Raw genomic sequence first — 21812 nt, forward strand, 5'->3', positions numbered from 1 at the left:
AGGCAAGAGGCAAGAGGCAAGAGGCAAGAGGCAAATATTCTCAATAAGCAATGATTGTTGCAAATCAAGCCAAATATTTGTTATATTCTCAATTAATGAGCTTTGTTGAGAAAATTTAGTATGACTGTCTACACAACTGGTTCACTTAAAGCAGAGTTAAACGACCGTGGCTGGCGTTTAACTCCACAGCGCGAAACAATTCTACATATTTTTCAGGAACTCCCGCAAGGTGAACATTTAAGTGCAGAGGACCTATATCATCGTTTAGAAACTGATGGTGAAGGGATTAGTTTATCAACTATTTATCGCACTTTAAAGTTAATGGCGAGAATGGGGATTTTACGGGAGTTGGAATTGGGTGAAGGGCATAAACATTATGAAATTAATCAGCCTTATCCCCATCACCATCATCACCTCATTTGTGTTCGCTGTAATTCGACTATTGAGTTTAAGAATGACTCAGTTTTAAAGATTGGCGGAAAAACAGCGCAAAAAGAGGGGTTTCATTTATTAGATTGTCAAATGACAATCCATGCCGTGTGTCCTAAGTGTCAAAGAGCGCTGATGCCAATTTAATAACTAAGGCAAGAGGCAAAAGGTAAGAGTAATTACCAATTACTAGTACAGCACGGCGTAAATAAACCAACCATTTCCAAAAGCCAAAAAGCCTATGCAGTCTTAATTTTGACTTTTGACTTTTGACTTCCATTCTGCGGTACTAGCCCAAAATTTGGAGGATGAATCAAGTTGTGGGGAATCTGATGATTTGGAGAAAGCGGGGGATTAAAAACTTCCGCTTTTAATATCTTTGAGACTGATACCATAAAATTCTTGAGCGCGACTAATTGCTTTTTTGGTATCAGATGCCATCATGCCGTTGATTTGACCTTTATAGAAACCTTTTTCCTGTAGTCGTCTTTGGATTTCTAGAGTGGTGAAATCACTTTTGGCAGAGTTTTTAACTAAACTGTGTAACTTAGAACGGGTAGTTTGTCCAGCCAGTCCATTGATTTCTAGTTTGTGTTGTTTTTGAAAGCGTTTTACGGCATCAACTGTGTTAGAACCATAGTAACCATTGGGCTGATTTTGGAGAAATCCGGCGGTGATTAATTGTGCTTGGAGAATTCTGACGGCTTCACCGCGATCGCCTAAACTAAGTATATCTGGGTGATCTAATTTTTGAGAAGTAGTTGTTTGATTTTCATCGGTAACATCTGGTAATTTGGCTAGTGTGGATTTACCGACAACACCATCAACTGTGAGTTGATAAGCTTTTTGGAATCGTTTTACCGCTTCGTGAGTAATTGGACCAAAAATGCCTGTGGAATTACCATAATAAAAACCAGCGATTTTCAAGCGTTCTTGTAAAACTTTGACATCCGCACCTTCATCACCTTTGCTGAGGAGATTGGGGTCTTTGCGCTTCTTATTCACGGAAATAATATTATTTGAGATAGTGGGGGTTATCGGGGCTGTACTGATAACTCGATTATTGGCGGTTTTAATTTGAGATATTTCATTTTGTTGGAGACTGTTTACGGTAGCAGCGTTATCATTTTTTTCTAAGGCGAAAACACTACTAACACTATTCAAAATAGATATAGTTAGAGCCAGGGGAATCATGTATTTCCACGCACTACTAGAAAAGAGTTGCCAATTTGGTGCGGCTGTTGTTTTGAATAAAGAACTGAGGGATATTAACTCAGTGGTTTCTTCGTCTTGATTGGCAAAAGCTAAATGTAAATACGCAAGATTTTCCATATCCGGTTCCTAAATGAAATTATTTTTCTTCGATAGTTGCTTCCGCTTGATGCACCAAATTGCGGAGGTTTTCGAGGGTTTGTATATTCACATCCTGCCATAAGCCGCGTTGGTTGGCTTCTAGTAATCTTTCCGCAATATCGCGTAATGCCCAGGGATTCTTGTCATGAATAAATTCACAAACGGTAGCGTCTTCTAAATAAGCTTCTACAACACCTTGATACATATAATCTTCGACACATTGGGCGGTAGCATCGTAAGCGAAGAGAAAATCTACGGTTGCAGCCATTTCAAATGCACCTTTATATCCATGACGCATGACTCCAGCTATCCATTTAGGATTAACGACGCGGGAACGATAAACCCTGGCAATTTCGGCACTAAGTTGGCGGATTTTGGGTTGAGATGTGTTGGAATTGTCGCCAAAGTAGGTTTGGGGATTTTTACCTTGAAGAGAACGCACGGCTGCGGTTAAACCACCCTGAAATTGATAATAATCGTCGGAATCGAGTAAATCGTGTTCTCGGTTGTCTTGATTGTGGAGGACGATTTGCATTTGCTTTAAGCGTTGTTCAAAGGCTTCTGCATTTTTGTTCCCTGTTCCCTCACTAGAAGAATAGGCGTAAGCACTCCAATTTGTGTAAGCTTGGGCTAAATCCTGATCATTTTCCCAGTTTTGGGAGGCTATTAGTCCCTGGAGTCCTGCACCATAAGCCCCTGGTTGAGAACCAAAAACGCGATATTGCGATCGCTCTTGGGCTACTTCTAAAGATAAACCTTCTTGAGTCCATTGTGCTGTTTCTTGACGAACTGTATCTGCTAAGGGATTTTGGTCTGGTGGTTCATCTAAAGCTGAAACGGCTTTCACTGCTTGATCAAATAAAGCGATTAAATTGGGGAAAGCATCCCGGAAAAACCCGGAAATTCTTAGAGTGACATCCACACGGGGACGACCGATAATCGCCAAGGGTAAAATTTCAAAATCTACTACTCGTCTTGCTGCACCATCCCACACGGGTTGCACACCAAGTAAAGCTAAGGCTTCGGCTATATCATCACCACCAGTCCGCATGGTGGCTGTTCCCCACACTGATAAACCCAGGGTTTGGGGGTATTCTCCATGTTCTTGGGTGTAGGTTTCAATCAGGGTTTCAGCGGCTTTTCTGCCAATGTCCCAGGCGGTTTCTGTGGGTATGGCGCGAATGTCAACGGCGTAAAAGTTTTTACCTGTGGGTAGAACTTCGGGTCGTCCGCGGGTGGGTGCGCCGGAAGCCCCGCTGGGAACGTATTTTCCGTCAAGTCCCCGTAGGAGATTTGTGGTTTCTTGGTTGGTTTTTTGTAGGGCTGGGAGGAGTTTGTCGCTGATCCAATCCGTAGGGGCGCAGGGTCTGCGCCCAGAGATAACTTCTTCTACTAAATGGGCGGCTTCTATTTCTAGGAGTTCGACGACATCGCCGATGATATGGCAGGATTTAAGTCTCTCGCAGAGGCGCAGAGGCGCAGAGAGGGGGGCTGAGAGGTTGTCGGTGAGGGGATCTATGTCTATTTGCCACTGTTTGGCTATGGCGCGGGTAATGCCGATAGAATGGCGGTTGGGGATACGGGCGATCGCTACTATTAGGTCTCGTAGTTGGGTTCCTTGGGGACATTGACCGAATATGTGTAAGCCGTCGCGGATTTGGGCTTCTTTGAGTTCGCACAAGTAACCGTCTAGGGAGTTTAAAATCAGGGTTTCAAAGTTGGCGATGTCTTCGGGGTTGGTGATTCCTAAGTCTTTGTACAGGTTTTCTTTGATGACGAGTTCTTGAATGCGATCGCGTATTGTTGGTAATCTGGAAGGATCTAAACTTTCGGCTTCGTAATATTCATCAATTAGGTTTTCTACTTGTTGCAATGGTCCATATAATTCTGCCCTTGTCATTGGTGGTGTGAGGTGATCAATGATTACGGCTTGGGCGCGTCTTTTTGCCTGTGAACCTTCTCCGGGATCATTAACAATAAATGGATATAAATGGGGCATTGGTCCCAGGGCAATTTCTGGATAACAAGTATTAGATAAGGCGACACTTTTTCCTGGTAGCCATTCTAAGTTGCCATGTTTTCCTACATGAACTATGGCATCTGCTTGAAAAGATTCTCGTACCCAATTATAAAAGGCTAAATAATTATGGGTTGGTTCTAAATCGGGGGCATGATAATTTAAACTAGGATCAAGATCGTAACCTCGTGATGGTTGAATACCAACAAAAACATTACCAAATTGAATTCCAGAAACCGCCCAATTTGGGATTGCGTCTAAAATAGGTTGCCCCCAACGGGCAATAATTTGTTTTTGGATATTTATTGGTAGGGTAGAAAAATATTTTTGATATTCTGCTGCTGATAAACTTTGGTTGATGGGTTTCCAGTCTTTCCCTTCTGGATCATTGGTAACGCTAGATGTGAGAATTTGAATTAATTCGTCTCCAGTTTCGGGAATAGTTCCTAATTCATAACCAGCTAACTTTAAGGCTTTGAGAATTTCTACACAACTAGCAGGAGTGTCCAGTCCTACGCCGTTGGCGAGCCGTCCGTTGGTGTTGGGGTAATTTGCTAAAATTATGGCTATGCGGCGTTCTTGGGGCGGTTTTACCCGCAATCTTACCCAGTTTGCAGCCAGTTGGGCGACGAATTGAATGCGATCGCTCACGGGTTCATAAACTACGACATCGGTTTCTAGTTTATTATTCCGAGTTTGTAAGGTTTTGAAAGACACAGCCCGACTAATAATTCGCCCATCTACTTCTGGTAGTGCCACATTTATGGCAATATCACGGGGTGTTAAACCTTGTGATTCTGATTCCCATTGTTCAACGGAACTAGCACAAAGAATTACTTGCAAAACCGGGACATTTAATTTTTCCCAAAGTTCGGTTTGTGGTGTTTCTGTTTCTAAACTTGCTAGGGAAAAACTGGTGGTATTCATCAACAAGCTAACAGAATGATCATCTTTTGCTGCTAATAATTCACATAATTGACTACTAACACCAGGTTCGCGCAATGAAGAAACAAAAACTGGTACAGGCTGTAAATTTTTCTCTATCAAATCATTACATAAAGCATCAATAACTTTAGTGTTTCCTGCTAAATAATGGGCGCGATAAAACAAAATCCCCACTTTAGGCTGACTCCTGACTGGGCGCAAGCCCTGCGCCCCTACATCCTGACTTATTTCGTACAATCCTACGCGGGGAACAGGTTGTGGTTGTGGGGGATTAAACGCTGTTGATAAGGATGTATCAGCAATAAATTGCAAGGCATTGAGGAAATTTTCTGTACCACCTTCTTGAAAGTATTGCCAAATCTTCTGGACGATTTCTTGAGAAACCGTAGATTTGGAAATTAAATCAAAATCAAGTCCGTCATCTCCTGGCATGACAATTAGAGTTGTGCCATTACGTTGTACAATTTCTTGTACGACTTCTAAACCATAAGCCCAGTATGAACTTCCTCCTATGAGACGAAGCACAATAACTTGGGCGGATTCTAAAACTTGTTCACTATAAGCATCTATACTTATTTGTTGCTGTAGTTGTAATAAGTTGGCTACCCTGATTTCGGGGAATTGACTAGGTAATTTAGGAACTACAGCCGCTAGGGTTTGAATATCAGTATCTGCTGCTGTAATCAATACGAAAGGGGCGGGAGTTTGTTCGAGGAAAAATAAACCTTCAGACTGATTTAATCCACCTGGTGTGGCGCTGATTCTGTGCATAATTGGTAATTTAATGATGGAAATTTTTAGAGGATGTTTTAAAAGTTTTGGCTGACTAGAAGTCTCCTTGGTATCAACATATTTTCAGAGAAGGTGAGAATCGCGGATTCTACGGATTAAAGAATTACACAGATTTTGGTTATCTTAGCAAATGAAAAAAATCTGTGTAATCAGCGTAATCCATATAATCCGCGATTCTCGCTTTTTTATTTGTTACTTAAGGGACTTCCAATTAAAAAAATACCCAAAAATTTTTGTGGTGCGGGCATCTTGCCCGCTAACCATCAAGGACGGGCAGGATGGCCATCCCACAAAATTGGGTAATTTATTTTTTGGTGTTCCCTAATACTAATCTCTTAAATGTCAAACTCTTACAAGAGCATCCGGTAAGCGTAAAGCTCAGTGTCTTTAGACCTGAGATACAAGCGACTCGTGTCGTTTCCCTCTCAGGGAGCGAAGCCACTGAGTTTCCCACTTACCGGGTATTCTTATGAATAATAAACTCAAACTTATTAAACGACTTGGATATGGCTTTCGCAACTTTAGCAATTTCAGATTACGCAGTTTATTAAACTGGCACTTTAGTATTAATTCTCCATAAAAGTAGCGCAAGAGCCGAAAAAAATGGTGATCCGCATATTAATAGACTACAAATAAAGATGATTATTAAAATACCTCAGTCACATTAATATGCACATCAGGAAAAGCTAAAATTGATAAAATTTGGTTTTTGACTAACTTCTGTACATCTTGATAAACTCCCTGGAACTCCCTGGAGAGGATTTCGATATACTTCTACAACCTCTTGATTAACATCTAATAACCAAACTTCAGGAATATTTGCTTCTGCATATAAAGGAATTTTCACTTCCCGATCATATTTTACCGTTGTATCAGCAACTTCTATTAACAAAAATATATCTTCTGGTTGGGGGTGTGAATTTCTATAAAAATCTGGACGTGGTTTTAATGGTTTTAATAATGCTATATCTGGCTGGGGTTCAGAAGTTTCATCTAATTCTACAGGATTTTGAGGTGCAAGCACTATTTGCTTTCCGAGAAGCTGAATCAGCAAATTAACTAATCTATTGACACAACCAGCGTGTCTTCTTCCAATAGGTGATATATCAATCATTTCCCCCCGAATTAATTCTAATCTATCATTTTCTGACAAAATACCAGATTCAGCCATTTGGTGAAATTGCTTAACTGTAAATTGGTGTCTGACTAATTGTAAAACCATTGTCACCTCTATTTGGATTTTAATTGAGATGGATAAAACTAGGGAATATATTAGATATTTTAGTTCCAAAAAGCGATTCCTGCGGAGTGCTTCGCTATCGCACTAATTCAGTTCTCTAGCTAGTTTGTCTTTGATTTGTTGGATATGTTGATTTTCGGCCGCATCAAGAAGGAGATATATTAAACTAGTGTTTAACATAGTCTTAATGTCTCGTCTTGCAAGATTTTCGATACGATTAATTGTGTTATTAATGTCTTTGTCTTCACTTAAAGCCTGTTTTACTTCTTCTATTTTTAAATTCTTTAATATTGTAATGAGTTTTCTCATAAAAGTTTCAACAAATTGGTCTAGTACACCATGTCCACAGCAAAATGACAAAATATCTTCTGGACGTATTGAGTATTGTTCTGTTAACCGATTTTGTATATCAGGAATACCATCTAAAAGAATTGAGTCATACCAACCATCATCTATTACTTCTTTTAACTTTTGTAATGTATCGTTCACTCTATCTTCAATATTTTGAAATAAAATATTTTCATCCCCAATATTATCGAATTGACTATCTTGAAAATTCAAAATTGTTTCAAATGCTTCGTTATTTATAAGATAATCAAAATCATTACATTTGATTTCTTTGAAATACAGCCAAATGTAAAATATAGGGGAAACTCTTCGGGAAATATTTTCAAGTAAACTCTTAAAATTATAGTTTTTGGTGGTTAAACTTTTGCATATTTCATTTAATGAAAAATAATTGCACTGAAAATTTTCTTTACTATAAACAACTGTATGGTAAATATAGTCAGCGATATACCATACATCTTGATCATACAAATATTCACAATCACTATCAATACAAATAATAAATTTTTTATTAACGAACCCTCTAAAATTTCTCAAAGTATCTTTTCCGCGTGTTCCTTTCTTATTGGGATATGGAAAATAAATTCTATTTCTTAAATTCGGTTTAACATTTTCAATAATAAGTCTCCACAATTCTTCATCATGAAAATCCTCAACCAATACACAAATATCACACTTCAGGGCTTTCGCATCTGCTTCCATTGTTTCAGCAGCAATTTTATATTTATTATCTTTCATTAGTTATCGTCCTCCCTGAAACCCCTTAAAAGCCAATTTATTTAAATATATATCATTTGCTTTAATTCCATAGTAAGTTCGTGCATCTTCAAGAAATGTAATCTCATCCATATTTCTTGCCTTCCCAAGCAACGTGCTAAAAGTGATAATATCAGGACGCAATTCCATGTTTTCATTTATATTTTGAATAAGTTCAATACCTTCTTCAACTCCACTGACTTTTTTGATCAAAGTATTAAGAGTTATATCATTAGGCTTGACATGAGATAATTTACTATAAGTTTCTGCTGCCATTAAATCGAAAATATCTTTAGCATCTTGATAATTAGTGAGTTTGGAAACAAGAGTAGTAAATGTGATGACATCAGGATAAATCTTGTTTTCTTTTAGAAATTCCAACAATTGAAGGCATTCATCTTTTGTAAATAAAGTATATTCATTAATTTTGCGATTAAATTGATAAAGTTTACGTAAATTGTTCCCTGAAAAGCCACTAAAAATATCTTTTATTTCTTCTACACGCTCTCCTAATTGATCAGTTTTTTCTTTGAGAATTGTACTTTCTGTTACTAAATCTGAAGTTGACTGAATATCTTCTATGTGCGTAACTTCTTCAATCCAACCTTGATACCAAACAGTCGGTGAATGAGTGGTAAGAATAATTTGACAATTTGGATTTATCTCTCTTATATTTGCGATTAAACTCCTTTGCCAATCAATATGCAGCGATATTTCCGGCTCGTCCATTAATAATATATAATCTTTCCCGTCTTGAAGTAATGTTGTTAATAAGATAATCAACATCTGTTTTTCCCCAGATGACAGATTTTCTGGTAATATTGGTGTTTGTATTCCTTCCTTTAAAAAATTAAATTCCTTTTCATCAAACTTTTTTTCTGTATCACTAAATAGTTCAGTTAATATCTTAGTGAATACATTTTTAGTTTCATAGATAGATTCAATTTTATCTAATTTATTTCTTCTTGTTGTTTTATCATCTATTTTAAATGCTTCTTCTACTTGATTAGATAAATCTCTTTGATAAGTAACAAACTCGTATTTTAATTTATTAAGTTGGTAGTCAAGTAATGTGGTATCTGGGTTTAATCTGGTTTCAACAACGTCGAAAGTATTAATAAAGTTTATATTCAGTTTATAATTAGTAATTTCTTTATTTGCCGTTATACTTCTATTTTCACTATTAACTCTGACGACAATATCATTTTCTAACTCAATAATTATTTCATCAATGGGGTCAAATAACCTAAAATTCAGTTTGCTATCTTCAACAGGCAATACTGCTTCATGAAGCATTCGTAGTATTGTTGATTTCCCTGAACCATTTTTACCAATCAAAACATTTACGTCTTCATTGAGTGTCCATAAAAAATCATTTCCCCACAAATTCTTAATTTCAATTTTTCGTATATACATAGCTTTTTTATATTTATGAGATTATTTTTTTATTTTTACTGACAATATTATTATTATTGGCATGATATTTCTTCAGTGACTGTAGCATAACTTTTGAACTAAAGTCAATAGCATCTCAATCTTACAATTAAGGGCGGGAAAACCCCGCCCCTACAGGCAATCTTGCGGCAATAAATGGCAAGAATTAACTTAAAAGCTTAACCAAAAGTATCTTACTTCTGAGCTTCAGCAATGGGAACCCACTCAGTGTGGAAAGATCCTTCTTTGTCAGTCCGTTTGTAGGTATGAGCGCCGAAATAGTCGCGTTGTGCTTGAGTTAAGTTTTGTGGCAAGCGATCGCGGCGGTAACTATCGAAGTAATCTAAAGAAGCACTAAAAGCAGGTACAGGAATACCCAACTTAGCCGCAGTCACAATTACTTCACGCCAAGCAGCTTGTCTATCCAGAATTGTTTGCTTAAATTCAGGTGCTAACAATAAGTTAGGTAAAGCTGGATTTTCGTCAAATGCTTTCTTAATCTTATTCAAGAAGCCAGCCCGAATAATACAACCACCTTTCCAAATCCGCGCCATTTCGCCCAGATTTAATTCCCAATTGTAGGTTTTAGAAGCTGTAGATAACAGCGCCATACCTTGAGCATAAGAACAGATTTTGGAACAATAAAGAGCATCACGCACCATGTTCACAAAAGCGGCAATATCACCACCATACTTAGCATTTGGTCCGGTGATGACCTTAGAAGCAGCAATCCGTTCATCTCGAATTGAAGAGAGAATTCGAGCGTTTACAGCCGCTGTAATTGTCGGAATAGCTACACCCAATTCTAAAGCAGTTTGTACAGTCCAACGACCAGTTCCCTTTTGACCGGCTGCGTCAACAATCAAATCAACGAGGGGAATCTTGGTATCAGGATCTACGTAGGGGAAAATATTCGCGGTAATCTCAATCAAAAATGAATTGAGTTCGTCAGTTGTATTCCATTGAGCAAAGACTTCATGGAGTTGCGCTGCACTTAAACCAGCCACATTTTTCAGCAAATCGTAGGCTTCTGCAATTAACTGCATATCACCGTACTCAATACCGTTATGAACCATTTTTACATAGTGTCCAGAACCACCAGGACCAATGTAGGTTACACAGGGACCATCATCAACTTGAGCCGCAATTTTGTTGAAAATGGGAGATAGGTACTCATAAGAGCTTCTTGTCCCACCGGGCATGAGAGAAGGACCATTCAACGCGCCTTCTTCACCACCACTAACACCCATACCGATGTAGCGTAAACCGATGGGTTCTAATTCTTGAGTGCGTCTATCGGTGTCTTCAAACCAAGAGTTACCACCGTCAATAATGATATCACCTTCTTGTAGTAAAGGCTTAAGCTGTTGAATTACCGCATCAACAGGTTTACCAGCTTGTACCATCACCAAAATTTTGCGGGGACGTTCCAATGAGGCGACAAATTGTTCGAGGCTAAAAGCGGCTCTAACGTTCCGTCCTTGGGCGCGGTGCGCCATGAAGGCATCGGTTTTTTCACGAGAGCGGTTGTAAACTGCAATTGGGAAGCCATTTCTTTCTACGTTAAGTGCGATGTTTTCGCCCATAACTGCTAATCCAATCACACCAAAGCTTTGTAGTGTCATAGTTCAGTTTAAATCTTTTGTTTGGGTTTGGCTCTTTCTCTTGCAGATCCTTTCTCTTTAAGGGTAGTCCGAGATTTTGGCTTCACTCCTAAAGAAGATATTAAGAGTTTTTCTAAAATTTAAGAAATCATCACTCACATCAATGAATTAATTTTAATTTGTATTGAAGTCCACAATTTAGTCCCAAATTTTGCAAAATTAAAATACATATAGCAGGAGTTCAGGAGTTCAGAAGGAAGAAATTTCTCCCCTACTCCCCCTACTCCCCCTACTCCCCCTACTCCCCCTACTCCCCCTACTTCCCCTACCCCCTGTTCCCTTTCTCGAATTAAATAGTAAGGAGGATTAAAAAATGCTGGCTTATTTTCTAGCGTTGGTAATCGGTTTTGGCAGTCTCGCCATTTATTTATCAGCCTTCTTTTTTCCAGAAATCCATCGCAAGAATGATTTTATCTGGAGTGGTGTTGGGCTATTCTACGCTTTAGTGTTATGGATTTTTGCATCTCGAATTACTGGGGGGCTATTACTAGGTCATGTAGCTAGTGTGGCAATGTTGGTATGGTTTGTGGCACAAACCCTTTCATTACGGCGACAACTTGCTCCCGCAGGACAACAAACTCCTCTCCCCAGTCCTGAGCTAATTAAGATTAGTTTCCAATCGCAAATGTCAAAGTTTTCTGTGAAAGAGAAATTTGGACAGTTATCAAGCTTCGTTGCTGGTGTATTTGGTGGTGCTAAAGCGAAGATACAGCAGACTGTGAACAAAAAGCCAGTGATCAAAACTGCTGAGGAGATTTTGCAAACAACTCCAACTGAAGCAACGCCACCGTCAGTATTACCAGATGAGTCGGTAACTGCTACCCCAGCAATTACAACTGAAAGTTTATCAGCGGAGACTTTTGCTCAATCTCCTATTTTGGAAATGGTGGAAATATCACCAACTCCACCCCCTGTGATTGAGGAAGAACAGGTAATTCCGTCAACAGCACCGGAACCGGAAACTGTGGTGGAAATAACTCAAACTGAAGTTGTAATTTCAGAGTCATCCATAACAGAAGAAACGGAAACTGTAGTCGAGATCATTCAAACTGAGGTTGTAATTTCCGAAACTCCTACAGCAGGGTCAACTGAAGCTGTGGTCGAGATAATTCAAACTGAGGTGGTTATTGCCATAGAAGAAACTAGCGAAACGGCAGATGCACCAGAAATAAGTTCCCCAAATCCAGTGACATCAGAGTTATTAGCCGCAGAAGCAGCCGAAAAGTCTGATATGACCATTGAGGAAGTTAAATCAGTTGGGGAAGCATTGCCAGAACAAATCCCACTAAATAAACCAGTCGAGGAGTAATTAAGAGGATTTACGCTGCTGATTCTAATAAATCAAAGGAATCTGGGTAGTTTATGATACTGCTGCCGCTGGATTAAGTCCCAATTGGGATAATAAACGGTCAATATCAAAATGCTCAGACATAAGAGAGCGAATGCACTCTATTTTAATTGGTTCATGAACACGAACTTGACCAAAGGTGCGATCAATTATCTCTACTGTGGTGAGAGTGTCTAAATCCACGGATAAAATCGGGATTTCTAACTCTTCAGCGCGGTTGAGGATAAAGGCAGGGGGTGGTAGTTGTCCAGTCAGGATGAGGCATTGAGTAGATGTTTCTAAGGCTGCTTGTTGAATTTCAACGCGATCGCCTCCTGTCACTACTGCCATATTCTGGCATTTGCGGAAGTATTTGACGGCGGAATTGACATTCATCGCCCCAATTGCTAGACTTTCGACTAATAAATCTAGGCGATCGCTCCGACAAAGAACTTCCGCGTTTAACTGCTTGACTAATTCCCCAACGCTGACACTGCGGAGGATATCGCTTTTGGGTAATGTTGCCAGTATAGGAATATCCTGTTTTTCCAAGAATGGGCGTAAGAGTGTGTTAACTAACTCTAATTTTTCGTGAGGTACTTCATTAATTACCACACCCATTAACCGTTTGCCTAATTGCTGTTTAGCAAATAATAAGGCCTCAACAGAAGTTAGTGATTGATAACGGCTAATTAACAGTACAGGAGCATCTAATTTTTCTGCTAATTCTAGTAAGGACAATCCAAATAAATTTCCTTCTGATAAGTTAGCAGGCCCTTCTAAGATTACCAAATTACTCTTTGGTATTTGTGAATACTTTTGTACTAGTAACTCTTGATAGTTAGTTGTATCTTCTCCCTGTAAGCGTTTCTGGACGGTAATTTCATCCAAAGATAATAAAGTGGGAGCAATGCGGTTGTCTGGCAGGTTAAGGTTATGAGTAATGAACTGGACATCTTCTTCAACTACTGTTCCCGCAGATGTCTTGACAAAATTACCCAAAGGTTTGCCATAAGCAATGTCCAAACCTTTTTGTTTTAGCTGATGAGACAAACCTAAAACTGTTGCAGATTTGCCACTGTAAGCTTCAACTGATCCAACCAGCAAGTATTTAGCAAGTGTTGGCACGTATGCACTCCTAATTTCAAAAGTTTGTACAACTCAGCTAGGTGTCTACTAATTTTAGTGCAATAGGCGGAAGGTAAATAGCTTTAGTAATCCTAATTGCCTGAATTTTCAAAATTAAATGGGAATAAATCTAGCTGTGGTAGCTATTGTAGCGATTTTGATAGTCCCAATTAATAAAGTAATCCTAATTGTGATAGCCTCATCAGTCTTAAACTCGCTTGTATTTGTCAAGTGCTGCTGTAAGCAATTTGCCTAATCACCACCGAAGAACAACACGCGATCGCATTACCGATTTTAACCTTTTTTGTGCTATACAGGAAATATTAAACAGAATTTTCTAAATAGTTATGGCTGCAAAATACTTTAATCCCTTTAATCCTTATACAGATTTCGGTTTTAAGAAACTGTTCGGTGAGGAAGGCAGTAAAGATCTACTCATTGATTTTCTCAACCAACTTCTACCAATACATCATCAAATTCAACAATTAACCTTTAAAAATCCAGAAAATCTAGCTGATACCATAGCAGAACGTAAAGCCATATTTGATATTTACTGCGAAAGTAAAACTGGTGATAAGTTTATTGTGGAAATGCAAAAAGCAAAAATCAAGCATTTCAAAGATAGAGCCTTATTCTATTCCACATTTCCCATTCGTGAACAATCAGAAAAAGGTGATTGGAATTTCTTTTTACTACCTGTCTATTTTATCGCCATTTTAGATTTCGAGTATGATGAAAATACAACATCTAAATTTAGGCGCGATGTATGTCTAAAAGATCAAGATGGTGATATTTTCTTTGATAAATTAAACTTTAAATTTTTACAAATGCCATTATTTAATAAACAAGAAAATGAATTAATAACGCATTTTGATAAATGGCTGTATTTTTTGAAGAACTTAGAAAGTTTTAATCATATACCCGTGATATTAAATGAACCAATATTTCAGAAAGGGTTTGAAATAGCGGAAATATCTCACTTAAATGTGGAGCAGTATGAACAATATAAGAAGAGTTTAGTGCAGTATTTAGAAGTGAAAAATGTATTTGATACAGCCTTTGAAGAAGGTGAGAAGGCTGGTATTGAGAAAGGAATTGAGAAGGTTGCCAAAGCATTGAAAGAGCAAAATATAGCTATAGAAATTATTGCAGAATCAACTGGTTTATCTTATGAAGCTATTAAAAGAATTTGAGCGAATTATACCAATTGATAGACTTGCGCCCATTTTTTGTGCTATACAGGAAATATTAGACAGAGTTTTCTAAATACATAGTTATTCAGCGAGTATTTCATTAAAATAATCTTGGAGGAGTAGTTATGTCCGCAAAATACTTTAATCCTTATACAGATTTCGGTTTTAAGAAACTGTTCGGAGAAGAAGGCAGTAAAGATCTACTCATGGATTTTCTCAACCAACTTCTACCAATACATCATCAAATTCAACAATTAACCTTTAAAAATCCAGAAAATCTAGCTGATACCATAGCAGAACGTAAAGCCATATTTGATATTTACTGCGAAAGTAAAACTGGTGATAAGTTTATTGTGGAAATGCAAAAAGCAAAAATCAAGCATTTCAAAGATAGAGCCTTATTCTATTCCACATTTCCCATTCGTGAACAATCAGAAAAAGGTGATTGGAATTTCTTTTTACTACCTGTCTATTTTATCGCCATTTTAGATTTCGAGTATGATGAAAATACAACATCTAAATTTAGGCGCGATGTATGTCTAAAAGATCAAGATGGTGATATTTTCTTTGATAAATTAAACTTTAAATTTTTACAAATGCCATTATTTAATAAACAAGAAAATGAATTAATAACGCATTTTGATAAATGGCTGTATTTTTTGAAGAACTTAGAAAGTTTTAATCATATACCCGTGATATTAAATGAACCAATATTTCAGAAAGGGTTTGAAATAGCGGAAATATCTCACTTAAATGTGGAGCAGTATGAACAATATAAGAAGAGTTTAGTGCAGTATTTAGAAGTGAAAAATGTATTTGATACAGCCTTTGAAGAAGGTGAGAAGGCTGGTATTGAGAAAGGAATTGAGAAGGTTGCCAAAGCATTGAAAGAGCAAAATATAGCTATAGAAATTATTGCAGAATCAACTGGTTTATCTTATGAAGCTATTAAAAGAATTTGAGCGAATTATACCAATTGATAGACTTGCGCCCATTTTTTGTGCTATACAGGAAATATTAGACAGAGTTTTCTAAATACATAGTTATTCAGCGAGTATTTCATTAAAATAATCTTGGAGGAGTAGTTATGTCCGCAAAATACTTTAATCCTTATACAGATTTCGGTTTTAAGAAACTGTTCGGAGAAGAAGGCAGTAAAGATCTACTCATGGATTTTCTCAACCAACTTCTACCAATACATCATCAAATTCAACAATTAACCTTTAAAAATCCAGAAAATCTAGCTGATACCATAGCAGAACGTAAAGCCATATTTGATATTTACTGCGAAAGTAAAACTGGTGATAAGTTTATTGTGGAAATGCAAAAAGCAAAAATCAAGCATTTCAAAGATAGAGCCTTATTCTATTCCACATTTCCCATTCGTGAACAATCAGAAAAAGGTGATTGGAATTTCTTTTTACTACCTGTCTATTTTATCGCCATTTTAGATTTCGAGTATGATGAAAATACAACATCTAAATTTAGGCGCGATGTATGTCTAAAAGATCAAGATGGTGATATTTTCTTTGATAAATTAAACTTTAAATTTTTACAAATGCCATTATTTAATAAACAAGAAAATGAATTAATAACGCATTTTGATAAATGGCTGTATTTTTTGAAGAACTTAGAAAGTTTTAATCATATACCCGTGATATTAAATGAACCAATATTTCAGAAAGGGTTTGAAATAGCGGAAATATCTCACTTAAATGTGGAGCAGTATGAACAATATAAGAAGAGTTTAGTGCAGTATTTAGAAGTGAAGAATGTATTTGATACAGCCTTTGAAGAAGGTGAAAAGTCCGGTATTGAGAAAGGTATTGAGAAAGGTATTGAGAAAGGTATTGAGAAAGGTATTGAGAAAGGTATTGAGAAAGTTGCTAAAGCTTTGAAAGAGCAAAATATAGCCATAGAAATTATTGCAGAATCAACTGGTTTATCATACGAAGCTATTCAAAGAATTTGAGTTAATCATGCCAATTGATAGACTTACGCCCATTTTTTGTGCTATACAGGAAATATTAGACAGAGTTTTCTAAAGTTATTCAGCGAGTATTTCATTAAAATAATCTTGGAGGAGTAGTTATGTCCGCAAAATACTTTAATCCTTATACAGATTTCGGTTTTAAGAAACTGTTCGGTGAGGAAGGCAGTAAAGATCTACTCATTGATTTTCTCAACCAACTTCTACCAATACATCATCAAATTCAACAATTAACCTTTAAAAATCCAGAAAATCTAGCTGATACCATAGCAGAACGTAAAGCCATATTTGATATTTACTGCGAAAGTAAAACTGGTGATAAGTTTATTGTGGAAATGCAAAAAGCAAAAATCAAGCATTTCAAAGATAGAGCCTTATTTTATTCCACATTCCCCATTCGTGAACAATCGGAAAAAGGTGATTGGAATTTCTTTTTACTACCTGTCTATTTTATCGCCATTTTAGATTTTGAGTATGACGAAAATACAACATCTAAATTTAGGCGCGATGTATGTCTAAAAGATCAAGATGGTGATATTTTCTTTGATAAGTTAAACTTTAAATTTTTACAAATGCCATTATTTAATAAACAAGAAAATGAATTAATAACGCATTTTGATAAATGGCTGTATTTTTTGAAGAACTTAGAAAGTTTTAATCATATACCCGTGATATTAAATGAACCAATATTTCAGAAAGGGTTTGAAATAGCGGAAATATCTCACTTAAATGTGGAGCAGTATGAACAATATAAGAAGAGTTTAGTGCAGTATTTAGAAGTAAAAAATGTATTTGATACAGCCTTTGAAGAAGGTGAGAAGTCCGGTATTGAGAAGGGCATTGAGAAGGGCATTGAGAAGGGCATTGAGAAGGGTATTGAGAAGGTTGCCAAAGCATTGAAAGAGAAAAATATAGCTATAGAAATTATTGCAGAATCAACTGGTTTATCTTATGAAGCTATTAAAAGAATTTGAGCGAATTATAACAATTGATAGACTTGCGCCCATTTTTTGTGCTATACAGGAAATATTAGACAGAGTTTTCTAAATACATAGTTATTCAGCGAGTATTTCATTAAAATAATCTTGAAGGAGTAGTTATGTCCGCAAAATACTTTAATCCTTATACAGATTTCGGTTTTAAGAAACTGTTCGGAGAAGAAGGCAGTAAAGATCTACTCATGGATTTTCTCAACCAACTTCTACCAATACATCATCAAATTCAACAATTAACCTTTAAAAATCCAGAAAATCTAGCTGATACCATAGCAGAACGTAAAGCCATATTTGATATTTACTGCGAAAGTAAAACTGGTGATAAGTTTATTGTGGAAATGCAAAAAGCAAAAATCAAGCATTTCAAAGATAGAGCCTTATTTTATTCCACATTCCCCATTCGTGAACAATCGGAAAAAGGTGATTGGAATTTCTTTTTACTACCTGTCTATTTTATCGCCATTTTAGATTTTGAGTATGACGAAAATACAACATCTAAATTTAGGCGCGATGTATGTCTAAAAGATCAAGATGGTGATATTTTCTTTGATAAGTTAAACTTTAAATTTTTACAAATGCCATTATTTAATAAACAAGAAAATGAATTAATAACGCATTTTGATAAATGGCTGTATTTTTTGAAGAACTTAGAAAGTTTTAATCATATACCCGTGATATTAAATGAACCAATATTTCAGAAAGGGTTTGAAATAGCGGAAATATCTCACTTAAATGTGGAGCAGTATGAACAATATAAGAAGAGTTTAGTCCAGTATTTAGAAGTGAAAAATGTATTTGATACAGCCTTTGAAGAAGGTGAGAAGGTCGGCATTGAAAAGGGCATTGAGAAGGGTATTGAGAAGGTTGCCAAAGCATTGAAAGAGCAAAATATAGCTATAGAAATTATTGCAGAATCAACTGGCTTATCATACGAGGCTATTCAAAGAATTTGAGCGAATTATAACAATTGATAGACTTGCGCCCATTTTTTGTGCTATACAGGAAATATTAGACAGAGTTTTCTAAATACATAGTTATTCAGCGAGTATTTCATTAAAATAATCTTGAAGGAGTAGTTATGTCCGCAAAATACTTTAATCCTTATACAGATTTTGGCTATGAACAATATAAGAAGAGTTTAGTGCAGTATCTAGAAGTAAAAAATGTATTTGATACAGCCTTTGAGGAAGGTGAAAAGGTCGGTATTGAGAAGGGCATTGAGAAGGTTGCCAAAGCATTGAAAGAGCAAAATATAGCTATAGAAATTATTGCAGAATCAACTGGTTTATCTTATGAAGCTATTAAAAGAATTTGAGCGAATTATACCAATTGATAGACTTGCGCCCATTTTTTGTGCTATACAGGAAATATTAGACAGAGTTTTCTAAATACATAGTTATTCAGCGAGTATTTCATTAAAATAATCTTGGAGGAGTAGTTATGTCCGCAAAATACTTTAATCCTTATACAGATTTCGGTTTTAAGAAACTGTTCGGAGAAGAAGGCAGTAAAGATCTACTCATGGATTTTCTCAACCAACTTCTACCAATACATCATCAAATTCAACAATTAACCTTTAAAAATCCAGAAAATCTAGCTGATACCATAGCAGAACGTAAAGCCATATTTGATATTTACTGCGAAAGTAAAACTGGTGATAAGTTTATTGTGGAAATGCAAAAAGCAAAAATCAAGCATTTCAAAGATAGAGCCTTATTTTATTCCACATTCCCCATTCGTGAACAATCGGAAAAAGGTGATTGGAATTTCTTTTTACTACCTGTCTATTTTATCGCCATTTTAGATTTTGAGTATGACGAAAATACAACATCTAAATTTAGGCGCGATGTATGTCTAAAAGATCAAGATGGTGATATTTTCTTTGATAAGTTAAACTTTAAATTTTTACAAATGCCATTATTTAATAAACAAGAAAATGAATTAATAACGCATTTTGATAAATGGCTGTATTTTTTGAAGAACTTAGAAAGTTTTAATCATATACCCGTGATATTAAATGAACCAATATTTCAGAAAGGGTTTGAAATAGCGGAAATATCTCACTTAAATGTGGAGCAGTATGAACAATATAAGAAGAGTTTAGTCCAGTATTTAGAAGTGAAAAATGTATTTGATACAGCCTTTGAAGAAGGTGAGAAAGCTGGTATTGAGAAAGGTATTGAGAAAGGTATTGAGAAAGGTATTGAGAAAGGTATTGAGAAAGGTATTGAGAAAGTTGCTAAAGCTTTGAAAGAGCAAAATATAGCCATAGAAATTATTGCAGAATCAACTGGTTTATCTTATGAAACTATTAAAAGAATTTGAGTGAATCATGCCAATTGATAGACTTGGCGATCGCATTACCGACTTTAACCCCACGGAAGGCGATTCCTACGGAGCGCTTCGCTATCGCTCTCAGCTTTGAGTTAATTTGAGGGTGCGATAGCGAAGCGCGACCTAGTAATCGCACTCTGTTAATTAATAATTAGGTTGTTACGATTAACTTCTGTTTTTTAGGTTCGCGTTTGCCATGATTTTGGATCTCTTCGACTGTGAAAAATTGCTGTCACAATCACACGACTTGACACAATTCGGTAGTATATAGCGTAGGGAAAACGTCGCACCACTGTTCGTCGAACATCAAGATACACAACTGCATAGGATTCTGGCATTTGACAAATCCGATTTAGCATATTATCCACGCAGTCTAAAAACTCGTCACCAAGTCCTGTTTGCTGACTTTGATACCAGTTATACGCCTCATCCAGTTCTTCACGAACTTCTGGACGAAAAACTAGGACATAATTCATTGTTGTCCTCTAATTGACGATTTAATTTCCTCCCATGTCATGACATTATCTGGATTTGCTTCATAATCACTAATCCGACGATCAAGTTCTCGTTTTTGTGCTGTTGTTAAATCGGGATAAGCCTGTTCTGCTGCGATACTTTCTAAAATATCTTGTACAATCCGAATTCTATCTGCAATACTCAGGGCTTTGATTTCATTTAAAGTTACACTGATATCCATGTTAACTGACCTCAATAGGAAGATAAGGTATTTATCTATTTTCTAGGATAAGCGATCGCTATATAGTATTCTTGTGCATAAGGTTAAGATAGATCAAATTCAATGTTAATACTATACATAACTTTATTCTTGTTTTTTAAAACATCCTTTTGCATACAATAATACATAATACAGCAAAGATAACGAAGTAACTAGAATAATAAGAGTTACAACGAAGATAATAATCGAAACTCCAAGATTGAATATAGCTCCAAACAAATCAACTAAATTAGCTGGTCTATTAAAGAAATAAATAATTGAGAATAATTCATTGAAAGTATTAGCAATATTGCCAATCAAATTTAATAAATCTCCCCAAATTGATTGAAAAAAGCCTGGTATACTTAAGCGATTATTGACTTTTAATCTTTGACGCTCTAACCAGTAAGAAGATGCATTATAGCAAGTTTGATTGGGTAGTTTAACTTTTATTTTAACAGCTACTCCTTTAGAATAATAATCACAGACAATAAAATTGTCCTGATTTGTGTTAAAGTACGTAACATATTCATTTGTTCGACGGACAAAATTGTCTTGCTCACAAGACCTCTTGAAATACCAACGCTCATTATCACAGTTATTTGCTGACACTTCAATTGGGTGAAAAGCAGCAAAAATTACTGTCCCACAGAGTATTAAAGTTGAAGCTATAAAAAACTTACGCTTTTGCATAAAAACCTTAAAAAAATCACTTAACTATTTACTATTTTTACTTCTATTCTAAGAGTAGAATTAAATTAAAGCACTTTGCGTGTCTATCTAGTACAGTCCATAGCTCATTTTCCATTTGATGTAATTGTATGTCCTAAATTCTTGTACCTAATTGTTACGCAAAGTGCTGTAGTTAGTATACACTAAGACAGAGGCTGAAGTCTAGATACTATTTTGCAATACTATTGCCAATTTTCCAAAATATGTCTGAAACCCAATAAAATCGTGACGATATCAATAGGGTTTCAGGGCTTTGGCAATAGTATTGATTTTGGGATCGGCTTACATTGGGTGGGAAATTTCAAATCACTGAAACAGAATTTTATGATTTATTGAACGAGACTTAAACATTTTTGAAGAGGAAATAAGCCTCAAACCATTGTGAGGTAAGGAAAACACATCAACAGCTAACCATAAACT

Annotated in this window: 18 protein-coding genes and 2 pseudogenes; 10 read left to right on the top strand and 10 right to left on the bottom strand. The window is 36.3% G+C overall.

Translation table 11 applies throughout. The features are described 5' to 3' along the window. The first annotated feature begins 120 nt into the window (after positions 1 to 120). Positions 121 to 576, top strand: coding sequence for a Fur family transcriptional regulator (locus tag HEQ36_RS07285; RefSeq protein ID WP_027404555.1), 456 nt, complete (start codon positions 121 to 123; stop codon positions 574 to 576). A gap of 207 nt (positions 577 to 783) precedes the next feature. Here the strand turns inward: HEQ36_RS07285 and HEQ36_RS07290 are convergent, their stop codons facing one another. Both HEQ36_RS07290 and cobN read right to left on the bottom strand, forming a co-directional pair. Continuing rightward, positions 784 to 1761, bottom strand: coding sequence for a peptidoglycan-binding protein (locus HEQ36_RS07290; protein WP_168635603.1), 978 nt, complete (start codon positions 1759 to 1761; stop codon positions 784 to 786). A gap of 19 nt (positions 1762 to 1780) precedes the next feature. Beyond that, on the bottom strand, positions 1781 to 5515 hold the full coding sequence (gene cobN, locus HEQ36_RS07295; protein WP_168635604.1) for a cobaltochelatase subunit CobN: 3735 nt from the start codon (positions 5513 to 5515) through the stop codon (positions 1781 to 1783). 475 nt (positions 5516 to 5990) lie between these two features. Between cobN and HEQ36_RS07300 the strand changes: the two are divergent. After that, positions 5991 to 6116, top strand: a pseudogene (locus HEQ36_RS07300) (transposase); the annotation flags it as partial. 96 nt (positions 6117 to 6212) lie between these two features. Here the strand turns inward: HEQ36_RS07300 and HEQ36_RS07305 are convergent. The 4 genes from HEQ36_RS07305 to gndA form a co-directional block, all read right to left on the bottom strand. After that, complete coding sequence (locus tag HEQ36_RS07305) at positions 6213 to 6758, bottom strand: Uma2 family endonuclease (RefSeq protein ID WP_325064593.1); 546 nt, start codon at positions 6756 to 6758, stop codon at positions 6213 to 6215. A 102-nt stretch (positions 6759 to 6860) separates the two neighbouring features. Next, positions 6861 to 7862, bottom strand: a complete 1002-nt coding sequence (locus HEQ36_RS07310) for a DUF4435 domain-containing protein (RefSeq protein WP_168635605.1) — start codon at positions 7860 to 7862, stop codon at positions 6861 to 6863. Between the two features lie 3 nt (positions 7863 to 7865). Continuing rightward, on the bottom strand, positions 7866 to 9296 hold the full coding sequence (locus HEQ36_RS07315; protein ID WP_168635606.1) for an AAA family ATPase: 1431 nt from the start codon (positions 9294 to 9296) through the stop codon (positions 7866 to 7868). A gap of 212 nt (positions 9297 to 9508) precedes the next feature. Further along, positions 9509 to 10939 carry an NADP-dependent phosphogluconate dehydrogenase gene (gndA, locus tag HEQ36_RS07320; protein ID WP_053540483.1) on the bottom strand — a complete coding sequence of 477 codons (1431 nt, stop codon included), beginning with the start codon at positions 10937 to 10939 and terminating at the stop codon, positions 9509 to 9511. Positions 10940 to 11291: 352 nt separating this feature from the next. On the opposite strand from gndA, the pseudogene HEQ36_RS07325 reads away from it, so the two are divergent. Further along, a pseudogene (locus HEQ36_RS07325) lies at positions 11292 to 11708 on the top strand (Ycf66 family protein); the annotation flags it as partial. Positions 11709 to 12338: 630 nt separating this feature from the next. Here the strand turns inward: HEQ36_RS07325 and HEQ36_RS07330 are convergent. Then, a complete protein-coding gene (locus tag HEQ36_RS07330; protein ID WP_168635607.1) occupies positions 12339 to 13433 on the bottom strand; it encodes a phosphotransacetylase family protein in 1095 nt (364 codons plus the stop codon). 347 nt (positions 13434 to 13780) lie between these two features. Between HEQ36_RS07330 and HEQ36_RS07335 the strand changes: the two genes are divergently transcribed. From HEQ36_RS07335 to HEQ36_RS07365, 7 genes are all read left to right on the top strand, one after another. Further along, on the top strand, positions 13781 to 14626 hold the full coding sequence (locus HEQ36_RS07335; RefSeq protein WP_290707180.1) for an Rpn family recombination-promoting nuclease/putative transposase: 846 nt from the start codon (positions 13781 to 13783) through the stop codon (positions 14624 to 14626). Between the two features lie 125 nt (positions 14627 to 14751). After that, positions 14752 to 15588 carry an Rpn family recombination-promoting nuclease/putative transposase gene (locus HEQ36_RS07340; RefSeq protein ID WP_015079796.1) on the top strand — a complete coding sequence of 279 codons (837 nt, stop codon included), beginning with the start codon at positions 14752 to 14754 and terminating at the stop codon, positions 15586 to 15588. Positions 15589 to 15713: 125 nt separating this feature from the next. Then, entirely contained in the window at positions 15714 to 16598 is an 885-nt protein-coding gene (locus HEQ36_RS07345; RefSeq protein WP_290707181.1) for an Rpn family recombination-promoting nuclease/putative transposase, read from the top strand. A 119-nt stretch (positions 16599 to 16717) separates the two neighbouring features. Next, on the top strand, positions 16718 to 17590 hold the full coding sequence (locus HEQ36_RS07350) for an Rpn family recombination-promoting nuclease/putative transposase (protein ID WP_290707182.1): 873 nt from the start codon (positions 16718 to 16720) through the stop codon (positions 17588 to 17590). Between the two features lie 125 nt (positions 17591 to 17715). Further along, the gene (locus HEQ36_RS07355; RefSeq protein WP_290707183.1) at positions 17716 to 18564 is read left to right on the top strand and encodes an Rpn family recombination-promoting nuclease/putative transposase; all 849 of its coding nucleotides are present in this window, start codon (positions 17716 to 17718) and stop codon (positions 18562 to 18564) included. A 125-nt stretch (positions 18565 to 18689) separates the two neighbouring features. Continuing rightward, on the top strand, positions 18690 to 18926 hold the full coding sequence (locus HEQ36_RS07360; protein ID WP_290707185.1) for a hypothetical protein: 237 nt from the start codon (positions 18690 to 18692) through the stop codon (positions 18924 to 18926). Between the two features lie 125 nt (positions 18927 to 19051). Then, entirely contained in the window at positions 19052 to 19936 is an 885-nt protein-coding gene (locus tag HEQ36_RS07365) for an Rpn family recombination-promoting nuclease/putative transposase (RefSeq protein WP_290707187.1), read from the top strand. A gap of 188 nt (positions 19937 to 20124) precedes the next feature. On the opposite strand, the gene HEQ36_RS07370 is transcribed toward HEQ36_RS07365, so the two are convergent. The 3 genes from HEQ36_RS07370 to HEQ36_RS07380 all read right to left on the bottom strand — a co-directional run bounded on the left by HEQ36_RS07370 (position 20125) and on the right by HEQ36_RS07380 (position 21353). Next, positions 20125 to 20421 (bottom strand): type II toxin-antitoxin system RelE/ParE family toxin, encoded by a 297-nt coding sequence (locus tag HEQ36_RS07370; RefSeq protein WP_168635608.1) that lies wholly within the window; start codon positions 20419 to 20421, stop codon positions 20125 to 20127. Continuing rightward, positions 20418 to 20642, bottom strand: coding sequence for an addiction module protein (locus HEQ36_RS07375; RefSeq protein ID WP_096668462.1), 225 nt, complete (start codon positions 20640 to 20642; stop codon positions 20418 to 20420). Before HEQ36_RS07375 ends, HEQ36_RS07370 begins: the two co-directional genes overlap by 4 nt. Before the next feature lie 123 nt (positions 20643 to 20765). After that, positions 20766 to 21353, bottom strand: a complete 588-nt coding sequence (locus HEQ36_RS07380) for a hypothetical protein (protein ID WP_096668460.1) — start codon at positions 21351 to 21353, stop codon at positions 20766 to 20768. Between the last annotated feature and the right edge of the window lie 459 nt (positions 21354 to 21812).

Origin of the sequence: Anabaena sp. 54 (assembly GCF_017355725.1) — a bacterium.
Classification (GTDB): domain Bacteria; phylum Cyanobacteriota; class Cyanobacteriia; order Cyanobacteriales; family Nostocaceae; genus Dolichospermum; species Dolichospermum heterosporum.